The sequence below is a fragment of the Mariniphaga sediminis genome (genome assembly GCF_003573545.1).
GTDB lineage: Bacteria > Bacteroidota > Bacteroidia > Bacteroidales > Prolixibacteraceae > Mariniphaga > Mariniphaga sediminis.
The window spans coordinates 171,720-194,690 of the sequence record NZ_QWET01000004.1 but is presented as its reverse complement, the minus strand read 5'-3'; the positions used below and the strand labels follow the sequence as shown (position 1 = coordinate 194,690).

Genomic DNA, 22,971 nt, shown 5'->3' with positions numbered 1-22,971 from the left:
GTAATCACATTTAAGATTTCCTCTTATTTCGGTTTTCAAACTCCGGCTTTTGAGGTTGAAATGTTTAGATAATATCCATTATGTTTTCTAATATTCAGGACGGTATTGTTTTCAAAGATTAAATATTGCCCCTTTATCCCTTTCAGGGTTTCAACAATATCCGGCGTTTTATCAAAACTCACACTTTTAACTTTTTGAGGAGGAACTGGCAACGGATAATCGATAGCGGTTATTTCATCGTCTTTGCAATAGTATTTTTGGAGTTCGACCGGAAGTAGCTGTAAGGCATTCTTTTTTTCTTCAAGCAGATCAATGTTTTTGTTTCCACTGCTTTTCAGCATGGCCTGCCAGTTGGTGCGGTCAGTAAAATGTTTTTTTAGGAATACTTCAATAATTCCGGCAATGTGGCGGTTAGGGGTTTGGGCAATTTTTAAGGCAAAGCTGGCGCCCTGGTCAATCCAGCGCGTTGGGATTTGGTGGCATCTGGTAACGCCCACCTTAAGCTCAGTGGCTACAGCGAGGTAAACAAAATGATCGATCAGGTCATGTTTCTCAGCCCACTCCATGTCGCGGGCAATACCAAAGTGCGATTTTGATAACTCCGGGCGCACCACCGACTCACTCGACTCAGGTGCGGTTTGCAAACAGGTATAACAAAACCCCTGGTTAAATGAGGTTTTGGTTGTTTTTCCACAGGAAATACAATTGATTTGACCCGAGAAATGCATTTTTATTTCTTTGCCAATCAGTTTGTTCATTTCAACTTCCTGCTCGCCAACTGGCAGAAAATAGTTTACCGGGGTGGCAAGTTCTGTCCGCATTTTAAAAATATTGCCTTCGAAATTCATCTTTATCTTGTTTTTGTAAAAACCAGAAAAATATAAAAGTTGTCTGTGTTTTGATTAAAATTCAGTGAAAATAATCAATTCATTGAATGTTTTGAGGTTTTGCTTCCAGGTAAATTGAGACTGGCGATAATCCGGCCCCTGGATTGTTCATGCCCTTTATGTGGATAAGGTGCTTTTTATTAGATTCTTAGCTGTATTAATGAGGGGAATATTCACCCTTTTGGTTCATAAAGATTGCAAAGGTTTTTGTCGCTTCAATCTTCTGTTAAATAGTTAACCGTACCTGATTTTTTTGAAAAGAATCCCAATAAATTTCTATCTTGCAAGTTGAAATAACAGACCAAAATTCAGAAAAAAATATTCGCTATGAAGAACGTTGTAACTTCTTTATTTGCTCTGGTTTCGGCTTTTTTACTGACAGCTTCGAACCCAGAAAAAAATTATTATGATGAACTGTACCGGCCCCAGTTTCATTTTACACCCGAAAAAAACTGGCACAATGATCCCAATGGACTGGTATATTATGATGGGGAATACCACCTTTTTTATCAGCATAACCCAAAAGGAAATGAATGGGGCTACATGCATTGGGGGCATGCCATAAGTACTGATTTGGTTCATTGGGAACACCTTCCTATTGCTATTTATCCTGACGAAAATTCAGAAGACAAAGTACGCTGTACCGCTTTTTCGGGATCCGCCATTGTGGATGAAAATAACTTATTGGGAAAACAGGAAGGGAATGTGAAAACATTGGTGGCATTTTACACTTCCCAGCATTGCGGACAACGTATTGCCTACAGCACAGATAAAGGACGCACCTGGGAAAAATTTGAGGGAAATCCCATTATCCCTTACGATGAAATCGACGATGCCCGCGATCCTAAAGTGGTCTGGCATGAGCCTTCCCAAAAATATGTGATGGCACTTTACCGTAAAACGACGGAAGGTGACAATTCAAAAGGCGTTTCATTTTATACTTCCGAAAATCTGACCGACTGGGAACATCAAAGTCATGTATTCGGTTTTTATGAATGCCCCGATCTCGTTCCTATGCAGGTGACAAACCGCCCGGAAGAAACCAAATGGGTGCTTTTTGACGGAGACGGGAGCTACCTGATTGGGAATTTTGACGGAACAAAGTTTTCTCCCGAAACGGCCAAAATGAAAAGCGATTTTGGAAAAAACTATTATGCGACGCAAACCTGGAGCAATATTCCGGAAGAAGATGGACGTGTAATTCAGATTGCCTGGATGCGCGGTGGTAGTTTTCCCGAAATGCCTTTTAACGGGCAGATGACTTTTCCCACGGAACTTGAGCTTACCAAGTTTAATTTCGGATATAAGGTAACCCGGAAGCCTGTCTCAGAAATTGAACTTCTGCACGACAAAGATTTTGAATGGAAAAATGAAAAATTGATTCCGGGTATTAATCAGAATATCGTAAAAAAAGTAAAAGGGGATTGTTTGCATATTATTGGCGAATTTGATCTGAAAAGCTGCAATAATTTTGGGTTTATGCTTCGGCATAACAAGAAAGAAACAGGGACTGAGCTTTTATACGATGTAAAACGCGGAACTTTATCCTTGCTCGGTACTACAGCTCCATTGCTGCCTGTTGACAATAAAATTACGCTGGAAATTCTGGTTGATCGTGCATCCATTGAGGTTTTTGCCAACGGAGGTCAAACGGTTATTTCCAATTGTTTTACGCCTGAAAAGGGCGCAGAAGACCTGGTGCTTTTTACGAATGGCGGTGAAATGATAGTGGAGAAGCTTGATATTTTCAGGGTGAAGTCTGCCTGGAGCGAATAAATCACAAGAACAGCGAAATGAGTTGCACAATAACGATAAGCAAAACCATGGCAACGGGGTAAACTGTTGCGTAAGCGATTGAGTGGGCATTTGTTTCGGTCATGGAATCGGCAGCCGCAAGGCCGGGCGTGCTGGTCATACTCCCGCTGATGGCTCCCAGCATGGATAGCAGGTTCATTTTAAATAGCCATTTTCCTCCCAGGGCCGCCAGAATCATTGGAACTAATGTAATGATCCCGCCAAAAATGAAGAGTTGGTAACCGTACTTTTCAAAAGTGCTTACTATTTCTGCTCCCGCACCGGTTCCGACAGCAGCCAGGAAGAAAATGAGTCCCAACTGACGGAGAAGCTGGTTGGCGGCTCCACTCATCGTCCAGAGGATTGGGCCGGTTTTTCCGATTCGGCTTACTACCAGCGCTACAATCAGTACCCCGCCGGTAAGACCCGGGCTAAAAGAGAAATTACCCAATGTAATGTTAATTTTGCCCACCAGAACACCCATGATAATTCCAAGGGCAACTGGCAGAATATCTGTATCAGAAAGACGTTTCTGGTCGTCGCCAAAAATGCGGGCAACCATTTCCATATTGGCCTTACTGCTGGCAATAATCAGCTTGTCGCCAAATTGCAGCCTGGAGTTTGGCGTGGGAGAAATGTTAATCCCCGACCTGCGAATGCGCGTGATGGTGGCATTATAAGTATTCAGCAGATTGATTTGGCCGATGGTTTTATTCACCACCTCCTTGTTGGTTACCAGAACCGTTCGAACATCGTAATTCGGGTCAAGTGGTATCTCTTCTTCTGTTGGGGGCCCAATAAGTAACCGGACCCTTTTCAGTGCCTCTTCTGTGCCAACAGCCCTTATCAGCGAATCTTTATGTAATATCGTTTCAGGTTTTGGGGTCACGGCAACTCCTTCATGCATCACCCGCGAAACAACGGCTTTTGTCATGTATCTGATCCGCAGTTCTCCAATGGATTTCCCAACTACATTTTCGTTTTCAACAATAAAGTTCCTGCGCACAATTTCCGGGAATTCTTCTTTTATTTTAGACTCGTATTCTTCTTCCGATTTTTTTAACGAAACTCCCAATATTTTGGGCAGAAACCGGATAAACAGAATAACGCCGATAACGCCAAACGGGTACCCAACACCATAACCGATAGAAGCCAACGGCGACCCGGTAAGATCAATGGCAGCCGCTAAACCCGGGGTGCTGGTTAGTGCCCCGGTAAATAAACCGATAGCTATATTTTTATCGATATTGAAAAAATAAACGGTTGCAACAGTTATAATGGCTGCCACAAGAATAAGTACCGTGGCAAAAGAGGCCAGCAGCCTTCCTTCTTTTTTAAAAGATTCAAAAAAACCAGGTCCTGCCTGTATCCCAATCGTAAAAATAAAGAGCACCAAGCCAAGGGATTGGAAATCCTGAGGGATAACTACGCCGAAATGACCAAATATCAGCGCAACAAAAATAACAGCTGAAACGTCAAGCGACAGCCCGAATACTTTTATCCGCCCCAGGATAAATCCCAAAGCCACAATTAAAAATAGTGCAAAATAACTGTTTGAAAGTAATTCCATTTTCTGTTTTGGTTTTCCGGTACAAAGGTAGTGAATAGTTCACCATTCCATCCAAACAGAAAAAAGAAGGTGCAAAATCAGGAATTTATTTTCTTTAGCTTAACAACTTTATGGTTTTGTAAAATCCGAATCATCGAAAGTAATTCCAAATTTGATTTCTTCAAAAATGATATTGGCTGTACCCATTGGCGATTTCGATTCAATGTTGGTTGCCATCATCACTCCGTCAAACTCCTTGTATTCACTCAGGTTTTGTTCTATTTCCATCTCCTGACCCTGAATGTTTGCTTTAACTTTTACTTTACGGATGAAATATTTTTCGGTATCAATAAAATAGTTTTTTACCGAGCCATCTTTCGCAGTTAGTTTGATGCTGAACATGGGAGTGCCTTCCACATTTACTTTTCCTGCAAATGCGGCAGAGGATCCTTTTTCTTCATAATTGTACAGTTCTCCGTCAATGTTGGCCTGCTCTTTTGCCTGCTCCAGTTGCGGCCCTGACAAACTTTGTGGCTCCGTGCCCATGCCCGGCATAATCATCCATCCATTTTCTCCATCGTAGGCCTGAATCATTTTTTGTCCCTGCATTTCCATTTCCATCCTGAATTTGTCCGGACGTTTCATTTTCATTGTCATCGGAATCTCCATTCCCATTTGTTTGACAGTGGCTTTTATCTCAAAAGACGTTTTTTGAAGCAGACTTTCCTGCCCGATCGCTTTAAAATGTTTATCGAGTACTTCCTGCAAACTTTGTGCTTGCACGTTGCTGGATACCGTTAAAAACAGAAGGATTAAAAAGGTTACAATTGAACTTTTCATTTGATTTTAATATTTGCTTTTTAAAAAAATAATCTGTGCGGTTTGTACATTCTGAAATGAAATTCACATGAATTTTAATAACACTCCGGGGAGAGGTAATTTTCTCATGTGCACTTTATTTACGTTAATTTCTTGTCGTGGCTTTTTTATAAATTTTGGCTGAAAATTACAAAATGATTAGAAGAATCCGGTATTCTCAGAAATAAATTTCAGCCATAATATTTGCGTAAGGAATACCTTTGGATATTAGCAGATCACGCACTTCTACCACCATCAGCGCTTTCCCACATAAATAATATTTTACGTCAGGCAGGCTCTCCTGGGTTGAAATATAATCCGTTACCCTTCCGGGGAAGGTGTCGCATGACGATTCGCGGGAACAGCAACGCACATAATTTTCGCCCATTGCCCAATCCAGTTCATCTTCAAAGTAGAACTGATTGAGGTAACTGACTCCGTGTATCAATTTTTTGTTTTCCCCCAACCCGGATTGGAACATGCTGTAAAACGGGGCGATTCCCGTTCCCGTGGCAATCCACCAGGCAGGTTCTGGTGTTCCGAGAAAACTGCCGTACGGTTCTGAAACCAATATTTTATCTCCCGGAATAAGTTTGGCCAGTTGTGGGGTGAGTAATCCGTCCTCTTTTACGTTGAACAGAATGCCTGCTTCTTTTTCCTGATTTCCACTGCACAGACTGTATATGCGGGGAGGATTTTTATCGTCAAGGCCTACCTTTACCACCTGTCCGGGAATAAAATCAAAGTTTTGGGAAAACCGGAGCAAATAAACACCGGGTGAAATTTCAAGGTTCCCGGTGAGCGGATATTCCTTTAGCGGGGCTACTTTTTTACCTTTTCCCATTCGTTAATCCATTTGTTTTGGGGGATTCAGTTATTGGCAAAAACGAATGTTATTACCAGGTTTTCAGTGGAACTGACCATTAGGTTTTTTACTTTATAAAAAACTTTTAACTCATTCATTCCGGCTATCTGTTCCGAGTTACCGTTTAACTCCAGCAGGGTAACGCGGTGTGCTTTCAGAGTAACTGACTCCGGTGCATCGAACCCAACTCCTGGTTGCACCAGTTCCAATTCGTAGTCCAGATCAGAACGGTTTTCAATTCCAATTTTTTTTGTTTCTCCAAGTTGAAGTTTGCCTGCCTGGTTATAAATTTTTAGCGAAGCAAAAAACAAGGGGTCCAGCAGTTCGGCTTTTCCTACAAGCGTGTTGTTATAAAGTGCGGCTGTTCGCCGGCTGAAAAGCGCTTCTTTAATGCCTCCTTCAGTACGGCTTCGGGCAAAAACCAGGGTCATGGGACGAAACCCGCGGGTCAGGTCATAAGCCATGCTTACTGGTTCATGTATGTCGGAGTTGGCAAATACTGACAGGTTTTTTTCACGCGCCCAATCAATCGCTTCAGGGTAGTGTTCGTTGTAGTTGAAAGCCTCAATCCCATGCAGCATGTCATTCTGCAACAGCCGGGTATGTTCTTCCCACCAAAGGGTAGAGTCGGGTTGTTGAGCTTTCCATCCGGGATGGTTCCAAAGGATAAATGCCCCCTGATCGCGCGCTTCTTTTATTGCTTCAAACACATCGTCGCGCTCCAGCAGGTTGGCATTCCTGATAAATAACGCATTTAAATGTCCCGGAGGCATGTTTCGGGTGATTTCGGCACCTCGTACGAGCAGGATATTCCGGTTTTTCGCCAGAGGTTCGGCAATTTCGTACGAACGGTTGTGGTCAGCCACCACGTCTTTTGAATGAGGCCGGTATTCAATATGATCCGTAATGGCAATGGCATCCAGCCCTTCCTGCCAGGCCTCCTCTACTCTTACAGTAGGCCAAACTGTTCCATCTGAAAAAACAGTGTGTATGTGAAAATCGCATTTTAATGTTTTGTATCCGGGAATGTCGGGAATGTGGATGATTTTTCTTGACTGCCCAGACGAATAGAGGGTTACAGAAAAGAAAAGAAGTACAACAACAGATATTTTTAATCGCATCTCAAAGTGGTTTTTACTTTCTTCAATTTGGTTCTTAAATATCTGCTTTTTTCATGAACCGACAATAATCACCTCCATTAAATATTTTTAATTTATTTATTAATGATTAATTTTATCAAAAACAGTGCGCTCTTTTTAAAAAAATTAAAAAGATGTTTGCTTTAATTGAAAAATATCCTGATCTTTGCTGAACAAATAAATTATGGAGAACCTTTTTAAAAATACAGGAAATCAAAGCCAGGGAGTAGAGCAGAAGAAGGTTTTACACAAAAAACAAATTTTGAGAATGCTCTATTTCAGGGGGGCGATGTCTAACTCTGAGTTATCGAAGCTTATCAAACTGAGTACACCTAAAATTAACAGCCTGTTGGTTGAGCTTATTGAAGAAGGACTGGTTGTGGAACTGGGCAGGGGTGATTCGAGCGGGGGCAGGCGTCCCAATATTTACGGTCTTGTGGAGGATGGGTTTTATGTGATAGGTATTACTATTAATATTAACCGCACCATTATTTCCGTTTTTAACAGCAACAATAAGGAAGTGGGTGAACCACAGTTTTCTCCAATAAAAGTGCAACCGGATTTTAAGATTTTCTCTCAGGTGAATGAAGAAATAGAGAAGATTCTTAAAAACAAGCATATTGAAAAAAGCAAGGTTTTGGCTGTTGGGATTGAACTTCCCGGCCTCATCAACCAAAAACAGGATGTAAACAAAACCTATTTCCCGACCATCAATAATTTATCGGGTGAATTGAAGCGAATTTTTGGCATGCCGGTATTTATTAGTCACGATTCGAAATTGCGGGCTTTTGCCGAGCAACAGTTTGGATTGGCTAAAAACCGGAAGAATGTATTATTGCTTCAGGTAGATTGGGGACTTGGACTTGGAATTATTCTTAACGGGAAACTTTATTCCGGCAAATCAGGTTATTCGGGCGAGTTTGGGCATTTGCCAATTGTCGATAACGGGGTGCTTTGCAGTTGCGGAAAGCAGGGCTGCCTGGAAACCATTGTTTCGGCAACTGCTATTGCGCGGATCGCAAAACAGGGAATTCAAAACGGCAAATCATCCTTAATCAAAGAGCTGGTTCATGATGATCTTGAAAAAATTGACATTTCCATAATTATCGAAGCGGCCAACCTTGGCGATCAGTTTGCCATTTCCATATTTTCGGATGTGGGCTACTGGCTGGGGAAAGGTATTGTGTACCTGATTCAGATTTTTAATCCTGAACTAATTGTTTTAGGGGGAAGGGTTGCCGAAGCGAGCCAGTTTGTTATTGCACCGATTCAACAGGCTATTTACACATTTAGTAATCGCGATATCAGTAATGATACAGAAATTGAATTTTCGGTACTTGGTCAAAAAGCCGGCCCACTTGGAGCGGCAGCCTATGCGCTTGACAGGATTGCTTCAAAGTAACATAGTTGTAACAGTAGAAAACGAAAAAGAAAAAGTAATATGGAGTTAAATTTATCAAAGGTAGAGCGGGAGTTTTTTAAGGAATCGAAATTACAGGAGATAACTACACGGATGCCTTATATTGCAGTGGACGGTTTCCCCAAGCTGGGATTACTGTCTTCTTTAAGCTTTCTGGAATGGGCATCAGAAAATCCGAACGGAGTAGTAAGTTTACCTACAGGGAAAACAGCGCAGTATTTCCTTCAGTTTACTCACTTGTTGCTTGATAACTGGGATAATAAAAAGGGAAAAGATATACGTGAGAAATACGGGTTGTCCGGAGTAAAAAAACCATCGTTAAAAGATTTGCAACTGGTGCAGCAGGGAGAATTCTACCCGATTAACTCTGAACAGCACAACAGCTTGTATAATTTTGTTCAGAACAGTTATCTTGAAGGCTTTGGTTTTGATCCGGCAAAAGCTTTGTTGATAAACTCCGAAGAGATTAAACTGGCCGAAGGGAAGCATTTTTCAGAAGTCTTTCCGGATTCCCAGATCGATCTGACCCTCCGGTACCGTGAAGCTAAAACACAGCAGGAGCAGTTGCAGCAACAGTCAATTTTTAATATTGACCATTGGTGTACGGAATATGAGAACCGGATTAGAGAAAAAGGAGGGATCGGCTTCTTCTTGGGAGGTATTGGTCCTGATGGGCACATTGCCTTTAACACGCGTGGCTCCGATCATTTTTCTTCCACCCGGTTAACACAAACCAATTTCGAAACGCAGGCAATGACGGCCACCGACCTCGGTGGAATTGAAGTGTCGAGTAAAAGGCTGGTCATTACAATTGGATTGGGAACTATCGGTTTTAATGCCGACAATAAAGCCATTATTTTTGCTGCAGGAGAGGCAATTGCTGATACCATCAGACATTCGTTGGAAAGTAAGCCCAGTGTGGTTTACCCGGCTACCTCGTTGCAAAAATTGAAAAATGCCCGTTTTTACCTGACAGATGGAGCTGCTGTAAAACTGGAAGATGCAGTTGATTGCTATTATTCGTGTACTCCCTGGAATCATCAGAAGACGGAGCGGGCGGTAATGGATCTGTGTAAAAAAATCAACAAGTTTGGCAGCAAGCTTACTTTGGATGATTTGAAAGCGGATAAATATTGCAGTCAGATTCCGGGACTGAATGAAAATACTGTGCAGTCGGTTATTGATTCAATAGAGGCAAAGATTCTGAAAGGGATGCAAAAGGAAGTCAACCAGGTGTATTACCACACCGGTCCGCATCACGATGATATTATGCTGGGTATTATGCCTGTTACCAACCGGCAGTCGCGCGATGCCAGCAACGAGCTTCATTTTTCGGTTTTAACTTCCGGATACACTGCGGTTACGAATCAGTTTCTTTCTGATCTGCTTTTGGATACGAAAGATCTGATCAGCAAAGGTAAAATTGAAATGATTGACTATCCTGATTTTTTCAGGGAAGGGTATAAATACAAATGGGATAAAGACGTTTATCATTATCTCGACAATATTGCGGCACAAAGCCCGGAAGAAAAGCGACGCGGAGTATGTCACAGGCTCGTCCGTGCCCTTGCTTCAATCTGGAATATTAAAGACAAAGAAGGGTTAATCGAAGTTATATATGAAGTGCTGGTTTCCCTGAAAAACAGTTACAGTGGCAGCAAGAATCCTCCCAAAACACAGAAGCTAAAAGGGATGATTCGGGAGTTTGAGGAAGAACTGGTTTGGGCGCATTACGGCATAATGGTAAAAAATGTACATCACCTTCGGCTCGGGTTCTATCAGAATAACGTGATGGGAAGTAAACCCGACATGGAGAAAGATGTATTGCCCATTTTAGAAGATTTCAGGAAATATAAACCTACGGTTATCAGCCTGGCTATGGATCCGCAAGGTAGCGGCCCAGATACGCATTATAAAGTATTACAGGCCATTGCAAGCGCCGTAGAAGAGTGGAACAAGGAAGAAGATTTGAGCAACTTGCGTATTGTGGGATACCGGAATGTGTGGTTCAGATATAACCCCTGGGATGTGGAAGTGATCGTACCTGTTTCTCTCAATGCTTTGGCTACGCTCGATAAATCATTTTCTGAGTGCTATGTAACACAGGTAAATGCTTCGTTCCCCAGTTATCAGCATGACGGGAAATTTAGTGAGCTAACCCAAAGAATATGGCTTGAACAGCATAAACAGATTCAGCTGTTGCTTGGTAAAAATTATTTTTATCAAAATGCCTCGCCTTTGTTAAGGGCAACGCATGGAATGGTTTATCTGCGCGAACTGAATGTGGAACAATTTCTGGAAGAAGCTTCCAATTTGGGTAAATCAATGGAGGGATTTTAATCGCTCCATTCATTTATTCGAATATTTCTCATTTTTTGCAAAAGGTTATCCGACAGGTTTTTATTGTCTGTCCTGAATCGTATTGTCTCAATTTTACAAAAAAGATAGAATCTTTCTAAATAGATGGATGATTTGTATTTCTGACCAAGATTTAATAAATTTAAAAAGATAATTCCGGAATAAGAATTTTTTTTAAAACATCATTCGGTCAATGTAAAAAAGTCGGAATCATGGAAAAAAAAGAAATTGAAAGCCGTATAAAAAAAGTAGTAGCTCATGTGTTAAAGCTGGATGAAGAAGAAATAACACAGGATGCTAATTTTATTTTTGACTTAGGGGCTGATTCGATGCAAAGCATGTTGTTGATTGCGGCTTTTGAAGAAGAATTTGATATCGAGATGGACGTCGAAAAAGCTCAGGAAGTACAAACCATTGGAGGAGCCGTTGATTTTATAGCTGAATACTTGTAGGTCAGGGAAATTTCGAAGATTTTCAAAATAAAAATATGAATCATCGGGGTGAACTTCACAGAAAGAACCTGCACACTGTTTTTTATCCGAGGTCGGTAGCGGTTATTGGAACCAATAAGGTAAGGGGGTCGGTGCCGGGAGATATTTTTGTTAATATTTTGCAATCTGGTTTCCAGGGTATTATTTATCCGGTAAGTCCCCGCGAAAAATCTATTGGTGGCCTGAAAGCCTACAAATATGTTATTGATATTCCGGATGAGGTCGACTTAGGCGTTATTGTTTTTCCAAGTTCCGTTTGTAAACTTGCACTCGAACAGTGCGGACAGAAAGGGATTAAATCAGTTATTATTATCTCGGCAGGTTTTCGCGAAGTAGGGGAAAAAGGACTGGCAAAAGAAAAGGAACTGCTTGAAATCGCAGAACAGTATGGTATTTCTTTTATTGGTCCCAATTGTCTTGGGGTAATAAATACCGATCCCATTTCCCGACTGAATGCTTCCTTTGCCCGAAAATACCCGGCGGAAGGGAATATTGCCTTCCTGTCGCAAAGTGGGGCGTTGTGTACTGCAGTGCTTGATTATGCGCGGGCTAAAAATATCGGATTTTCCAAGTTTGTAAGTTTTGGAAATAAAGCTGACATATCTGAAATCGAACTGCTTTATTATTTAATGGATGATCCTAAAACGAAAGTGATCCTGCTTTATCTTGAAGAAATTTCAGATGGTCCCGGACTCATGAGGGCAGCCAGGGATGTGATAATGAAAAGTCACAAGCCAGTGCTGATATTAAAATCAGGCAGAACAGAAGAAGGAGCTTCGGCTGCTGCATCACATACCGGTTCGCTGGCCGGGAAAGATGAAATTTGCGATGCAGCATTTAAGCAAGCAGGGATTATCCGCTGCGAGGATATTGAGGAGATGTTCAACATTGCCATTGCCTTTGTTTACCAGCCTTATCCGGAGTGGAAACGTGTGGCCATTGTTACCAATGCAGGAGGGCCGGGAGTTTTAACAACCGATGCTGTTGTAAAAGAAGGGTTGGAGCTCGCCCGGTTTAGCGAGAAAACCACTTTAAGCCTCAAAAAAAGTCTGCCCACTACAGCCAATATAAAAAATCCGGTTGATGTGATTGGAGATGCCCGGGCCGACAGATATGTTGCGGCTATCTCTGCCGTTTTTAAAGATGAGAATGTGGCCGGGGTCTTTGTCATACTCACTCCTCAATCAATGACCGATATCGATTCTATTGCCAAAGAAATTGCCCGGGTAGCAGATCAGTTTGACAAGCCTGTGTACACTTCCTTTATGGGTGAGGCAGATGTTGCGAGCGGAATAAAAATCCTGGAGCGCAATAATATCCCGCATTACATCTTACCGGAATCAATGTGTAAACCTTTTCATACCGTATATAATTTTAACCGGTTTATTCATAATGAGGAGCCTGAAGTTTTTGTTTCCGGTCATCCTCCAAATCTTGTTGCAAAGGAGTTGCTGGAAAAAGCAATTGAGGAGAATCGAAAGTATTTGAATGAATACGATGCTTCCCTGGTACTGGAAGCCTACCGGTTGCCGGTGGTTGAAAAAAGGATGGCAACGTCGGCAGGTGAAGCCGGCAAATTGGCTGCTGAAATGGGTTTTCCGGTGGTTCTGAAAGTGATTTCAGACGATGTGTTCCATAAGTTTGACGTGGGAGGAGTTGTATTGAACATTTCATCTGAAACAGAAGCAGAAGAATCATTCCGCACTATTACGGAGAGTGTAAAAGAAAAAATGCCCGGTGCAAAGATTAGGGGAGTTCAGGTGTCCAAACAAATTCAGAATGGAGTGGAGGTTATTCTGGGAATAAAAAAAGATCCTTCGTTTGGTTCTGTCATCATGTTTGGATTTGGTGGTATATTTGTCGAAATTTTCAGGGATGTAAGTTTCAGGGTTGCTCCGGTTGGCAAATCAACGGCCCTTCAAATGATACGGGAGATTAAATCATCTGAGCTTCTTTCCGGAGTACGCGGTACCCAATTGCGGGATGTTGATGCAATAGCAGAAGCCATTGTAAAACTGTCATTTCTTGCTATTGATTGCCCGCAAATTAAAGAGCTGGATATAAATCCTTTGATTGTGCTGGAAGAAGGTCGGGGATGTTATGTGGCTGATGCAAAGATAATTTTGGAAAACTAATATGTAAAATATAAAAGGATAAGTTATGAGAATTCTGATTCATGAAAATTACCAACAACTAAGCAAGTGGACGGCTTATCATATTGCAAACAAAATTGCAGCGTTTAATCCAACCCCTGAAAAACCTTTTGTTTTGGGTTTGCCAACTGGTTCTTCACCTGTTGGTGTGTACACTGAACTGATTGAACTTGTTAAGCAAGGAAGATTGTCATTTCAGAATGTAGTTACTTTTAATATGGATGAATATGTGGGTATTCCCGAAGACCATCCCCAGAGCTATCATTATTTTATGGACAAGCATCTGTTTAACCACATTGATATTCCGAGGGAAAACATCAATATTTTAAATGGTAATGCCCCGGATCTGGAGAAGGAATGTGAAGACTATGAAAAGAAAATTGAGAGCGTAGGAGGTATTCACCTTTTTATGGGGGGGATTGGCCCCGACGGGCATATTGCATTTAACGAGCCCGGTTCCTCACTGAAATCGAAAACACGTATTAAAACGTTAACATACGACACCATTCTTGCTAATTCACGGTTTTTTGACAACGACGTTAAGAAAGTTCCCAAAACAGCCCTTACTGTTGGTGTGGATACGGTAATGCAGGCAGATGAAGTGGTAATTATTATCAACGGTTACAACAAAGCCCGTGCACTGCAAAAAGTGGTAGAAGAAGGAATTAATCACATGTGGACGGTTTCAGTATTACAACTTCATCCCAAAGGAATGATTGTTTGTGACGAAGATGCTACACTCGAACTGAAAGTGGGAACCGTAAAATATTATAAAGACATTGAGAAAGAAGAATTAAAAAAAATACCAGAGTTTAAAGGGTAATGTACCGTTGTCTTTCCGACAAAGAAATTGAAATCCTCGAACTTCGGGGTTGTTCAGCGGACACGTGGAACACTGTTGAAGTAAAGGATACTTTTTTACCGGAACGGCTCAGAAATGTAAGATTTTCCGGGAAAATCAGGTTAGGTAAAAATAACGGAAAGACAGATTTTAACGGGACTTTTTTTAAACCGTCCGGGATTTTTAATTGTGACATCCGGAATTGTATTGTTGGGGACAACGTTTATTTGTCGAATATAGGGACCCTTGCCAACTATACAATTGAAGAGGATGTATTTATTGAAAATGTTGGTGTTCTTGTAGTTTCAGGAGTGTCAACCTTTGGAAACGGGCATGAAATAGAAATTTTGAATGAAGGGGGTGGTCGGGAATTGCCTGTTTTTGACCGGCTTTCTGCACAGCTGGCCTACCTGTTGGTAATTTACCGTCATAGCAGGAAATTCTCTGACACCCTTAAATCTATCATAGACCGTTATGTAAGAACCCGGGCGTCCGAAATCGGTACCATTGGGAAAGGTTCAAAAATACGGGATGTTAAAACGATTCATAATGTCCGAATCGGTGCCTTTGCCAATATCAGGGGCGCCTCCCTTTTGGAAGAAGGCACTGTGGGCAGTAACCAGTTGGCCCCGGTATTTATTGGCGAAGATGTTTCTGCTTCCCGTTTTATTGTTCTTTCGGGGTCGGTAATTAAAGATGGAGCCATTATTTCCTCCACTTTTGTGGGGCAAGGCGTTCAGATTGGCAGACAGTTCTCTGCTGAAAACTCTGCCTTTTTTGCCAATTGTGAGGCTTTTCACAGTGAGGCATGCAGTATTTTTGCCGGGCCTTACACCGTAACGCATCACCGATCGACACTGTTGATAGCCGGTTTGTTTTCGTTCTATAATGCCGGAAGCGGGACCAATCAAAGCAACCACATGTATAAACTGGGGCCTGTGCACCAGGGAATTATTGAAAGAGGAGCAAAAACCGGTTCGTTTTCTTATATGCTGTGGCCTTGCCGTGTGGGAGCGTTTTCAGTAGTAATGGACAAACATGCGGGAAATTTTGATACGACGGATTTGCCGTTTTCTTACATTTCTGTGGAAAATGGCAAAAGTGTATTAACGCCGGCCATGAACCTTTTTACGGTTGGGACAGCGCGCGACAGCGGGAAATGGCCGGCCCGCGACCGCCGGAAAGATACAGAGAAGCTGGACCTGATTCATTTTGATATCCTGAGTCCGTTTACGGCTCAGAAAATATTGAATGGAATTAAATTACTTGAACGGTTACATGCTGATACCCCTAAAAGTCGTGAATTTGTTTTGTATAAAGGTGTCTTTATTAACCGGTTGATGCTGCGAACTTCAAAGCGTTATTATGAGTTGGCATTGGTGGTTTATCTGACCGGACAGTTAGTAAAACGTTTGGAAACTGCGGAATTCAAATCATTGCCCGGAATAAAAAAGATATTACAGCCTCGTTTCACCCCGGTACAGGAAAAATGGGTTGACCTGGCCGGGATGTTTGCAGAGAAGAAAAGTGTGGAATATCTTATGGATTCAGTTGTTTCAGGGGAAATAACATCCCTTGATATTCTTGTCTCCCGGCTTCAGGCGATTTATGAGGAGTACGAGGAAAAATCATGGAGCTGGTGTTTGGCAATCTTAAAAGAGTGGAAAGATTTTGATTTGGAGAGCCTTTCCATTCCGTTGTTGCTTGAGGTTTTAGAAGAGTGGAAAAACAATTCATTAAAACTCAACAACATGATTTTAAAGGATGCCGAAAAAGAGTTTGATCAGCTCAGCCGGATTGGATTTGGCAATGACGGAGATGAAAAGGAACAATTGGACGATTTTGAAAACATCAGGGGGAAATATGAATCAAACAGTTTTGTTTTGGGGCTGAAACAAGAATCGGAAAAAACGGAGGCATTGTACAGCCGGTTATCCGGTCGCCTGAAGGAACTAACAGGAAAACAGGATGGAACCTTTACGGATTAGGTTCCGGCCAATCATTTAATTCGCTTATTGCAGCAGAAACATCACAAAGGGTTTATTTGTCAAAGGAGGCGGCTTTTATCGGTTTGACAACCACCTCTTCTCCGCATGAAGGGCAGTTGTATATTTCACATCCGGTGCAGGCAAAGCAGTTACTGCAAACCCTTTCGGCATCGAGGTTCGAGAAGATGAACCCACAGTTTTTACAGGGATATAATTTTTCCTTTTTTTTGCCCCCAATCATCTGAAAAATTGTTTATACAACCGAAGCAGTCCAAACATAACCACTAATGTGAATATGATGGTAGCGCCCGACGGAATATCCATAAAATAGGAAATGAACAATCCGGCCAGGGTTCCTATGAATGCAAAAACAGAAGAGAGGATGAGTAGGTGCTTAAAATCTTTGGTGAAAAGGTTGGCTGCGGCCTGGGGAATAGTTAAAAGTGAAAGGATTAAAATGATTCCCACCACGCGGATATTCAAAACTACTGTTAAAGCCACCAGGGTAATGGTGAGGTAATTAAAAAGGGAGACGGGCAGTCCTGCTGCGCGCGCAAATTCTTCATCGAAAGCAATGTACAGTATTTTACGAAAGAAAACGGAAAAGAACAAAATGACCACTACATTCAGGATGAACATCCACCAAAGCTCAGAAATAGTGACGGTGAGGATATTCCCGAACAAATAACTCATCAGGTTCGGTGTGTAGCCGGGAGTCATAAAAACGAAAATAATGCCGAGCGCCATGCCGAATGACCAGAAAATGGCAATGGAGGAGTCTTCACGGACCCGTGCCACTTTCGTGAAAAACTGGATTCCAAGGGCCGCTCCAACCGCAAAAATTACGGCGCCTACAAGGGGGTTAAAGCCCATCAAAAATGCCAGTCCGATACCGCCAAAGGAAGCGTGTGTAATTCCTCCGCTAATGAATACAATACGCCGTGCTACAATGTAGCTGCCAACAATTCCACATGAAATGCTGGCAAAAACAGCTGCAAGAAATGCCTTTTGAAAAAATGCGTAAGAAAAAAGGTCTATAAAGTTACTCATGTTGATGATGGTGTTTTAATACAGTGTGAGGAATTTCCCCGTGGGTAATGAGTTTGATGGGGCAATTGTAACTGTTCAGTTGATCCTGGGTAATAATATTATCGGGGTGGTAATGCAGTTCACCATTTACGCAGGCAATGGTTTTTACGTAGCTCGAAATAGTTCCCACATCGTGTGAAACCAGGATAATGGCTTTTTCTTTATTCAGCTGTTTTAGTTTCTCATATAATTCCCCTTCAAAATGATTGTCGACAAATGTATCGGGTTCATCAAGAATGAGGACTTTGGGATCGCTGAGCAATGCCCGGCATAAAAAAACCCGCTGCATTTGTCCTCCCGAAAGTTCTCCTATTGCTTTATTCCGGATGTGAGAGATTCCCATTTCAACGAGCAAATCTTCAACTCTTTTTCTGATTTCAGCGTTGGTAATATCAGCCGGGCTTTGCATGATGGCGCCCGAACGTACCACCTCGAATACGGTAATAGGAAAATTGCGATCGATGTGTTTTACCTGTGGAAGGTACCCGATTGGCTTTTTCTGTTTGTTGATGTCCTTTCTGAAAATTATTTTTCCACTCATGGGGGCTAGTAATCCCAGAACGGCTTTCAGCAGAGTCGTTTTCCCCCCACCGTTTGGCCCGATAACCCCGACAAAATCTTTTTCAAATATTTCCAGGTTTACCTTGTGTAACACCGGTTCCCTGTCGTATCCCAGGGTCAGGTCTTTTATTTTAATCAGTGGCTCCATTAAAAATTGTCGATAAAAAGGTTGGTTAGTTCCAGCAGGTTCGATTCCCAATCAGGATTGAGCGGCCAAATTTCAATTACCTCCCCTTTAATTTCTTCCGCAAACACGCGGGCATGCTCTTTGTCAAATTCATTTTGAATATACACAACACGGATATTTTTTTTGCGGGCTTTTTCAACCACTTCTGCCATGTGCTGCGGAGTGGGCTCTTTCCCTTCCAATTCAAGCGGGTATTGCACTAGCTCATAATCATGGGCAAAGTAGGAGAGGCTTGGGTGAAAAGTGATGAAGGTCCGGCCTTTGTAATCTTTTAACGCATTGCGGATTTTTATATCTAACTGATCGATCTCTTTCGTAAATTTCAGATAGTTGGCTTTGTATTCAGCGCTTTTTTCAGGATTCAGTCCTGTCAAAATATCTGTAATTCGTTCAGCCATTTGTTTCACCCGTTTGGGCGAGAGCCAGGTGTGCGGGTCGACTCCTCCCACATGCACATGGTCGCCATGTTGCTCCTCTTCACCAACAATTAATTCAAGTCCTTCTGAAAGATCGACAACCTGCATTTCGGGATTAAGTTCTTTCACTTTATTAATCCAGGATAATTCAAAGCCGATGTGCCCGATACGAAACCATACCGCTGAATGGGAAATTTTTTGTAGCTGGGAAGGAAGAAGGTTATAAGATTCAGGGCTTGCCCCCTGGGGTACCAGCACCTGTACATCAAAATCATCACCCGCAATTTTTTCCACGAAAGTCTTTTGAGGTAAAATACTTACCGTAATTACCGGCTTCTTCTGATTATCGTTTTTCTTTTTATTTGAGTTGCATGAAAACAGAAAAATCGCAACGGTAAAAATCACTAAAATCTTGTTCATGTTTTTATTTTCTAAACATTAATCTGCAAAATTAGTTTTATCCTTTCATTTTTTTTACTTTGATTTTATTTTTTGGCGGAACAGGATCGTACCCATGAGTTCCCCAGGGATGGCATTTCGAGATTCTCCGGGTGGCAAGCCAAAAGCCTTTGAAGGGGCCATGGATTTTTATGGCTTGTACAGCATATTCAGAACAAGAGGGTACATGCCGGCATGAAGCAGGTGTGAGAGGTGAAATGGCATACTTATAAAAATACACCGGCAAAAGCAAAATCCAACCGATTGCTTTTAGTAAATATTTAATTATCTGTCGTATCATATTTTATTCAAAAGCTTCTGTTTTCAGTAAAAGTAAGAATTATTACCTGTTATTATTTGGCTCCGTAATAAATTGAGCCAAAAATGAGTGAATTTCCGATAGAATTGCATAATATTTATAAATTTGCCATACCTGCATAGTAACAATAGTTAAGGTTGAATTTATTCAACCAGAACCAAATAATAATGGAAAAAAATAGTAACAATTTAGTGGTTGGTTTGGTCACTTTCAGTGCCCTTTTTTTTATTTGCAGTTTTGCAACCACGTTCATTATTCCATTAAGTGCCCCAGTAAAAGCTATTTTTAAAAGGTTAAATTTACCTTCCGGCGATAGTTTAATTGCATCCGGGCATTCATTGTCCCGGCATTGTAATGCTTCTATACTATATCCGGTGAAGAGGAAAGATACACGGGAGGGCATAAGTTTCGATACTATTAATTTTTAAAACATAAGAGAATGACGAAGAAAGTTGCAATCGGAGTGGATATCGGCGGTACGAATACGGCGATTGGAATTGTTGATCCCGAAGGGAATGTAATGGTAAAAGACAATATTCCTACTCCTTCGCACGGAGATATTGACAAGTATATTTCTGATTTGGCTCTGGCAATAGATGAGCTGATGAAATCAGTGAAACTTCTTAACAAAGATTTGGAATTTCCCGGCATCGGAATTGGTGCACCAAACGGGAATTATTACAGTGGGACAATTGAATATGCGCCAAACCTTTCTTTTAGAGGAGTGGTTCGCCTTGTGGAGTTGTTGCGCAATCATTTTCCAAAAATGGAAGCAATGGCTTTGACGAATGATGCCAATGCTGCCGCACTTGGCGAAATGATTTACGGAGGGGCTAAAGGCATGAAGAACTTTGTAATGTATACTCTTGGAACAGGTGTTGGAAGCGGGCTGATTGTTAATGGAGATTTGGTGTATGGAAGTGATGGCTTTGCCGGAGAATGCGGACATACTATTCTTATTCCCGACGGACGCAGATGTGGTTGCGGAGCGTTGGGGCATCTCGAAGCATACTGTTCGGCGCCTGGAATGAAGCGTACTGCTTTTGAACTACTGGCCCAATATAATGCCACCGATAGCTTGCTTGCCAGCAAATCATTCAATGAGTTGGACTCGAAAATGATCTACGAAGCAGCAGTGGAAGGCGATAAAATTGCATTGGAGGTATTTGAGAAAACGGGTGCATGGCTTGGACAGGGATTGGCAGACACTGTCCACTACCTTAGCCCGGAAGCTATTTTCCTTTTTGGTGGACCTACTGCAGCAGGTGATTACATTTTTAAACCAACAAAGGAGCACATGGAAAAACATTTGCTTCCCATTTATAAAGATAAGGTACCAATCTTACCATCCAAACTTAAAGCCGGCGATGCAGCCATTGTAGGAGCCAGTGCTCTGGTGTGGAAAGAACTGGGAAAGTAAAAATTTTATAATAGAGTTTTGAAAGAGCGGATTTTAAATACGGTCCGCTTTTTTTATTGTTGTAACTTTCCGGTGAAGAGAATTCATTGGTTTTTGCGATCTTTAGGTATTGAATCGGTTCGAATATTATTAGAGCCGGATATCAATTAAGTTTTTTTTTATGAGATGAATACGTTCGTTTGCAAAACTGACGAATGGATATTGAGTTGCCACATAAATTGTTTGTTTCTGTTAATACAAAAAAATGTACCTTAAAAGAATAATTCGGTTTGTTTTAATATCATTTTTTATTTCTGCCTTGCTTACGGAAGGTACAGCGCAGGAACCCGATATTTTTTTTGTGGATAAAATAGCAAAGGCTGAAGGCAGCCGCCTTCTAAAAAAAGCGGAGTTTACTGAATCCCCGGGCTATGCTTCATACGATTTGATTTACCAGCGCATGGAATGGGAAATCAACCCGGGTATAAAATACATTCGTGGTAAAATAACATCGTATATTAAAAGCAGAACCGATGGTTTGGAAGTCATTGAATTCGACCTGGAGCATTCCATGCAGGTCGATTCTGTGCGGCAGGGAAGTAGCAATATAAATTATACCAGAACGGAGGATAAACTTTCAATCCAATTGTCTCAATCGCTCGGCAATAATGGTATTGATTCGGTGTCTGTTTTTTATCAGGGCGAACCTACTGGGAGTGGATTTGGCTCTTTTTTCAAAGGGACGCATAACGGGGTGCCAGTTATCTGGACACTTTCCGAACCATACGGGGCTTTTGAATGGTGGCCCTGCAAGCAGTCGCTTTCTGACAAAATTGACTCCATAGATGTGATTGTTACTACCCCCGAAATTCACCGAACGGCCAGTAACGGAATTCTTGTTTCTGAAACAGTAACAGGAGGAGAACGGATCATGCATTGGAAACATCGCTATCCGATTGCAACATATCTGGTTGCCATTGCCGTTACAAATTATGTCGATTACTCCGATTTTTTGGAAATGGAAGATGGCCGTAAAATTGAAATTCTGAATTTTGTATATCCGGAGGATCTGGAGAGTGCCAGGGAAAACACTCCATTGACGGTGGAAGTGATGGCGTTGTATGATGATTTAATCGGGGAGTACCCATTCGCCGCAGAGAAATACGGGCATGCACAATTTGGGTGGAGAGGTGGAATGGAACACCAGACGATGAGTTTTATGGGGGGATTCAGTTTTGAGCTTATCGCACACGAACTGGCGCATCAGTGGTTTGGAAATCATATTACATTGGCTAGCTGGCAGCATATTTGGTTAAATGAAGGTTTTGCCACATACCTTACCGGCTTGTCTTATGAACATCTCCAGGAAGGAGTGTGGTGGCCCCGATGGAAACAATTGAATGTTCAAAGTATTATAAGCGAACCCGACGGGTCGGTTTTTGTGCCGGATACTACAAGTATTGCGAGGGTTTTTAATGGAAGGCTTTCATACTACAAAGGAGCCTACCTGTTGCACATGTTGCGTTGGGTTTTAGGAGACGAAGCTTTTTTCGAAGGACTGAGAAATTACTTCAAGGATCCTGAAGTTGCCAATGGTTTTGCCCGCCACGAACAGGTTGTCGCTCACTTTGAAGCAGCAGGCGACACCTCCCTTACTGAGTTTTTTAACGATTGGTATTATGGTGAAGGATACCCTGTTTACTCCCTCGAATTTATGCAGGCAGGCAATCAAATGATGAAAATTGTACTTTCCCAAACTACATCGCATTCTTCGGTTGGTTTTTTCGAGATGCCTGTTCCGGTCAGGGCCTATTCTGAAGGGAGAACTGATTCGGTCGATTTCAGGCTGGTTCACCTTCATAATAATCAGGAGTTTCTGGTTGACCCCGGATTTGATGTAGCTGAAATTAAAATCGACCCCGATTACCAAATTGTTTCTGAAACGGCCAAAACGGTTCAGGTTTCTTTTGTCCGGGACTTGAAGGAAGTTGCAGTATTTCCGAACCCTTTCACTGGCAGGTTAGCTGTTTCTGTTCCGGGATCGGAGACGTTACGCGAGGTGCGTTTATTTTCTTCTGAAGGCGTATTGTTACAGAGATTTCAGGGCGATCAAACTATTTTTAACTTTTCAGACCTTCCCGAAGGTTTTTATCTGATGGAAATCAGTACCTCCAAAAGAACAATAGTAAAGAAAATACAGAAAGGACATTCTTAATTTC

19 protein-coding genes are annotated in these 22,971 nt (G+C 41.8%); 9 read left to right on the top strand and 10 right to left on the bottom strand.

Features of this window, described 5'->3' with window-relative positions; translation table 11 throughout:
- Positions 1-35 precede the first annotated feature (35 nt).
- Positions 36-848 (bottom strand): DUF2797 domain-containing protein, encoded by an 813-nt coding sequence (locus D1164_RS06835; protein WP_119349211.1) that lies wholly within the window; start codon positions 846-848, stop codon positions 36-38.
- 366 nt (positions 849-1,214) lie between these two features.
- Here D1164_RS06835 and D1164_RS06830 point away from each other — a divergent pair, with 366 nt between their 5' ends.
- Positions 1,215-2,663: a glycoside hydrolase family 32 protein gene (locus D1164_RS06830; protein WP_119349210.1), complete on the top strand. Its 1,449-nt coding sequence runs from the start codon at positions 1,215-1,217 to the stop codon at positions 2,661-2,663.
- 1 nt (position 2,664) lies between these two features.
- Here D1164_RS06830 and D1164_RS06825 read toward each other — a convergent pair whose 3' ends face one another.
- The 4 genes from D1164_RS06825 to D1164_RS06810 all read right to left on the bottom strand — a co-directional run bounded on the left by D1164_RS06825 (position 2,665) and on the right by D1164_RS06810 (position 7,074).
- Positions 2,665-4,251: an aspartate:alanine exchanger family transporter gene (locus D1164_RS06825; RefSeq protein ID WP_119349209.1), complete on the bottom strand. Its 1,587-nt coding sequence runs from the start codon at positions 4,249-4,251 to the stop codon at positions 2,665-2,667.
- A gap of 108 nt (positions 4,252-4,359) precedes the next feature.
- The gene (locus D1164_RS06820; RefSeq protein WP_119349208.1) at positions 4,360-5,070 is read right to left on the bottom strand and encodes a LolA family protein; all 711 of its coding nucleotides are present in this window, start codon (positions 5,068-5,070) and stop codon (positions 4,360-4,362) included.
- A gap of 196 nt (positions 5,071-5,266) precedes the next feature.
- Positions 5,267-5,932 (bottom strand): ferredoxin--NADP reductase, encoded by a 666-nt coding sequence (locus D1164_RS06815; protein WP_119349207.1) that lies wholly within the window; start codon positions 5,930-5,932, stop codon positions 5,267-5,269.
- Positions 5,933-5,958: 26 nt separating this feature from the next.
- Complete coding sequence (locus D1164_RS06810; RefSeq protein ID WP_119349206.1) at positions 5,959-7,074, bottom strand: Sb-PDE family phosphodiesterase; 1,116 nt, start codon at positions 7,072-7,074, stop codon at positions 5,959-5,961.
- A gap of 202 nt (positions 7,075-7,276) precedes the next feature.
- Here D1164_RS06810 and D1164_RS06805 point away from each other — a divergent pair, with 202 nt between their 5' ends.
- The 6 genes from D1164_RS06805 to D1164_RS06780 all read left to right on the top strand — a co-directional run bounded on the left by D1164_RS06805 (position 7,277) and on the right by D1164_RS06780 (position 16,343).
- The gene (locus D1164_RS06805) at positions 7,277-8,494 is read left to right on the top strand and encodes an ROK family transcriptional regulator (protein ID WP_119349205.1); all 1,218 of its coding nucleotides are present in this window, start codon (positions 7,277-7,279) and stop codon (positions 8,492-8,494) included.
- 39 nt (positions 8,495-8,533) lie between these two features.
- On the top strand, positions 8,534-10,852 hold the full coding sequence (locus D1164_RS06800) for a PIG-L family deacetylase (RefSeq protein WP_119349204.1): 2,319 nt from the start codon (positions 8,534-8,536) through the stop codon (positions 10,850-10,852).
- Between the two features lie 230 nt (positions 10,853-11,082).
- Positions 11,083-11,322 (top strand): acyl carrier protein, encoded by a 240-nt coding sequence (gene acpP, locus D1164_RS06795; RefSeq protein WP_119349203.1) that lies wholly within the window; start codon positions 11,083-11,085, stop codon positions 11,320-11,322.
- A gap of 35 nt (positions 11,323-11,357) precedes the next feature.
- Positions 11,358-13,496: an acetate--CoA ligase family protein gene (locus D1164_RS06790; RefSeq protein WP_119349202.1), complete on the top strand. Its 2,139-nt coding sequence runs from the start codon at positions 11,358-11,360 to the stop codon at positions 13,494-13,496.
- 25 nt (positions 13,497-13,521) lie between these two features.
- Positions 13,522-14,337 carry a glucosamine-6-phosphate deaminase gene (nagB, locus tag D1164_RS06785; protein ID WP_119349201.1) on the top strand — a complete coding sequence of 272 codons (816 nt, stop codon included), beginning with the start codon at positions 13,522-13,524 and terminating at the stop codon, positions 14,335-14,337.
- Positions 14,337-16,343 (top strand): DUF4954 family protein, encoded by a 2,007-nt coding sequence (locus tag D1164_RS06780; RefSeq protein ID WP_119349200.1) that lies wholly within the window; start codon positions 14,337-14,339, stop codon positions 16,341-16,343. Before nagB ends, D1164_RS06780 begins: the two co-directional genes overlap by 1 nt.
- A 52-nt stretch (positions 16,344-16,395) precedes the next feature.
- On the opposite strand, the gene D1164_RS06775 is transcribed toward D1164_RS06780, so the two are convergent.
- The 5 genes from D1164_RS06775 to yidD are packed head-to-tail and all read right to left on the bottom strand — an operon-like array spanning position 16,396 to position 19,335.
- The gene (locus D1164_RS06775; protein ID WP_119349199.1) at positions 16,396-16,584 is read right to left on the bottom strand and encodes a hypothetical protein; all 189 of its coding nucleotides are present in this window, start codon (positions 16,582-16,584) and stop codon (positions 16,396-16,398) included.
- A complete protein-coding gene (locus D1164_RS06770; RefSeq protein WP_206610943.1) occupies positions 16,581-17,393 on the bottom strand; it encodes a metal ABC transporter permease in 813 nt (270 codons plus the stop codon). Before D1164_RS06770 ends, D1164_RS06775 begins: the two co-directional genes overlap by 4 nt.
- Positions 17,386-18,141: a metal ABC transporter ATP-binding protein gene (locus tag D1164_RS06765; RefSeq protein ID WP_119349198.1), complete on the bottom strand. Its 756-nt coding sequence runs from the start codon at positions 18,139-18,141 to the stop codon at positions 17,386-17,388. Before D1164_RS06765 ends, D1164_RS06770 begins: the two co-directional genes overlap by 8 nt.
- Positions 18,141-19,016: a metal ABC transporter solute-binding protein, Zn/Mn family gene (locus D1164_RS06760; RefSeq protein ID WP_119349197.1), complete on the bottom strand. Its 876-nt coding sequence runs from the start codon at positions 19,014-19,016 to the stop codon at positions 18,141-18,143. Before D1164_RS06760 ends, D1164_RS06765 begins: the two co-directional genes overlap by 1 nt.
- A 37-nt stretch (positions 19,017-19,053) precedes the next feature.
- Positions 19,054-19,335, bottom strand: a complete 282-nt coding sequence (yidD, locus tag D1164_RS06755; RefSeq protein ID WP_119349196.1) for a membrane protein insertion efficiency factor YidD — start codon at positions 19,333-19,335, stop codon at positions 19,054-19,056.
- Positions 19,336-19,792: 457 nt separating this feature from the next.
- On the opposite strand from yidD, the gene D1164_RS06745 reads away from it, so the two are divergent.
- Both D1164_RS06745 and D1164_RS06740 read left to right on the top strand, forming a co-directional pair.
- Positions 19,793-20,773, top strand: coding sequence for an ROK family protein (locus D1164_RS06745; RefSeq protein WP_119349194.1), 981 nt, complete (start codon positions 19,793-19,795; stop codon positions 20,771-20,773).
- Between the two features lie 244 nt (positions 20,774-21,017).
- Positions 21,018-22,967 (top strand): M1 family aminopeptidase, encoded by a 1,950-nt coding sequence (locus D1164_RS06740; RefSeq protein ID WP_119349193.1) that lies wholly within the window; start codon positions 21,018-21,020, stop codon positions 22,965-22,967.
- Positions 22,968-22,971 lie beyond the last annotated feature (4 nt).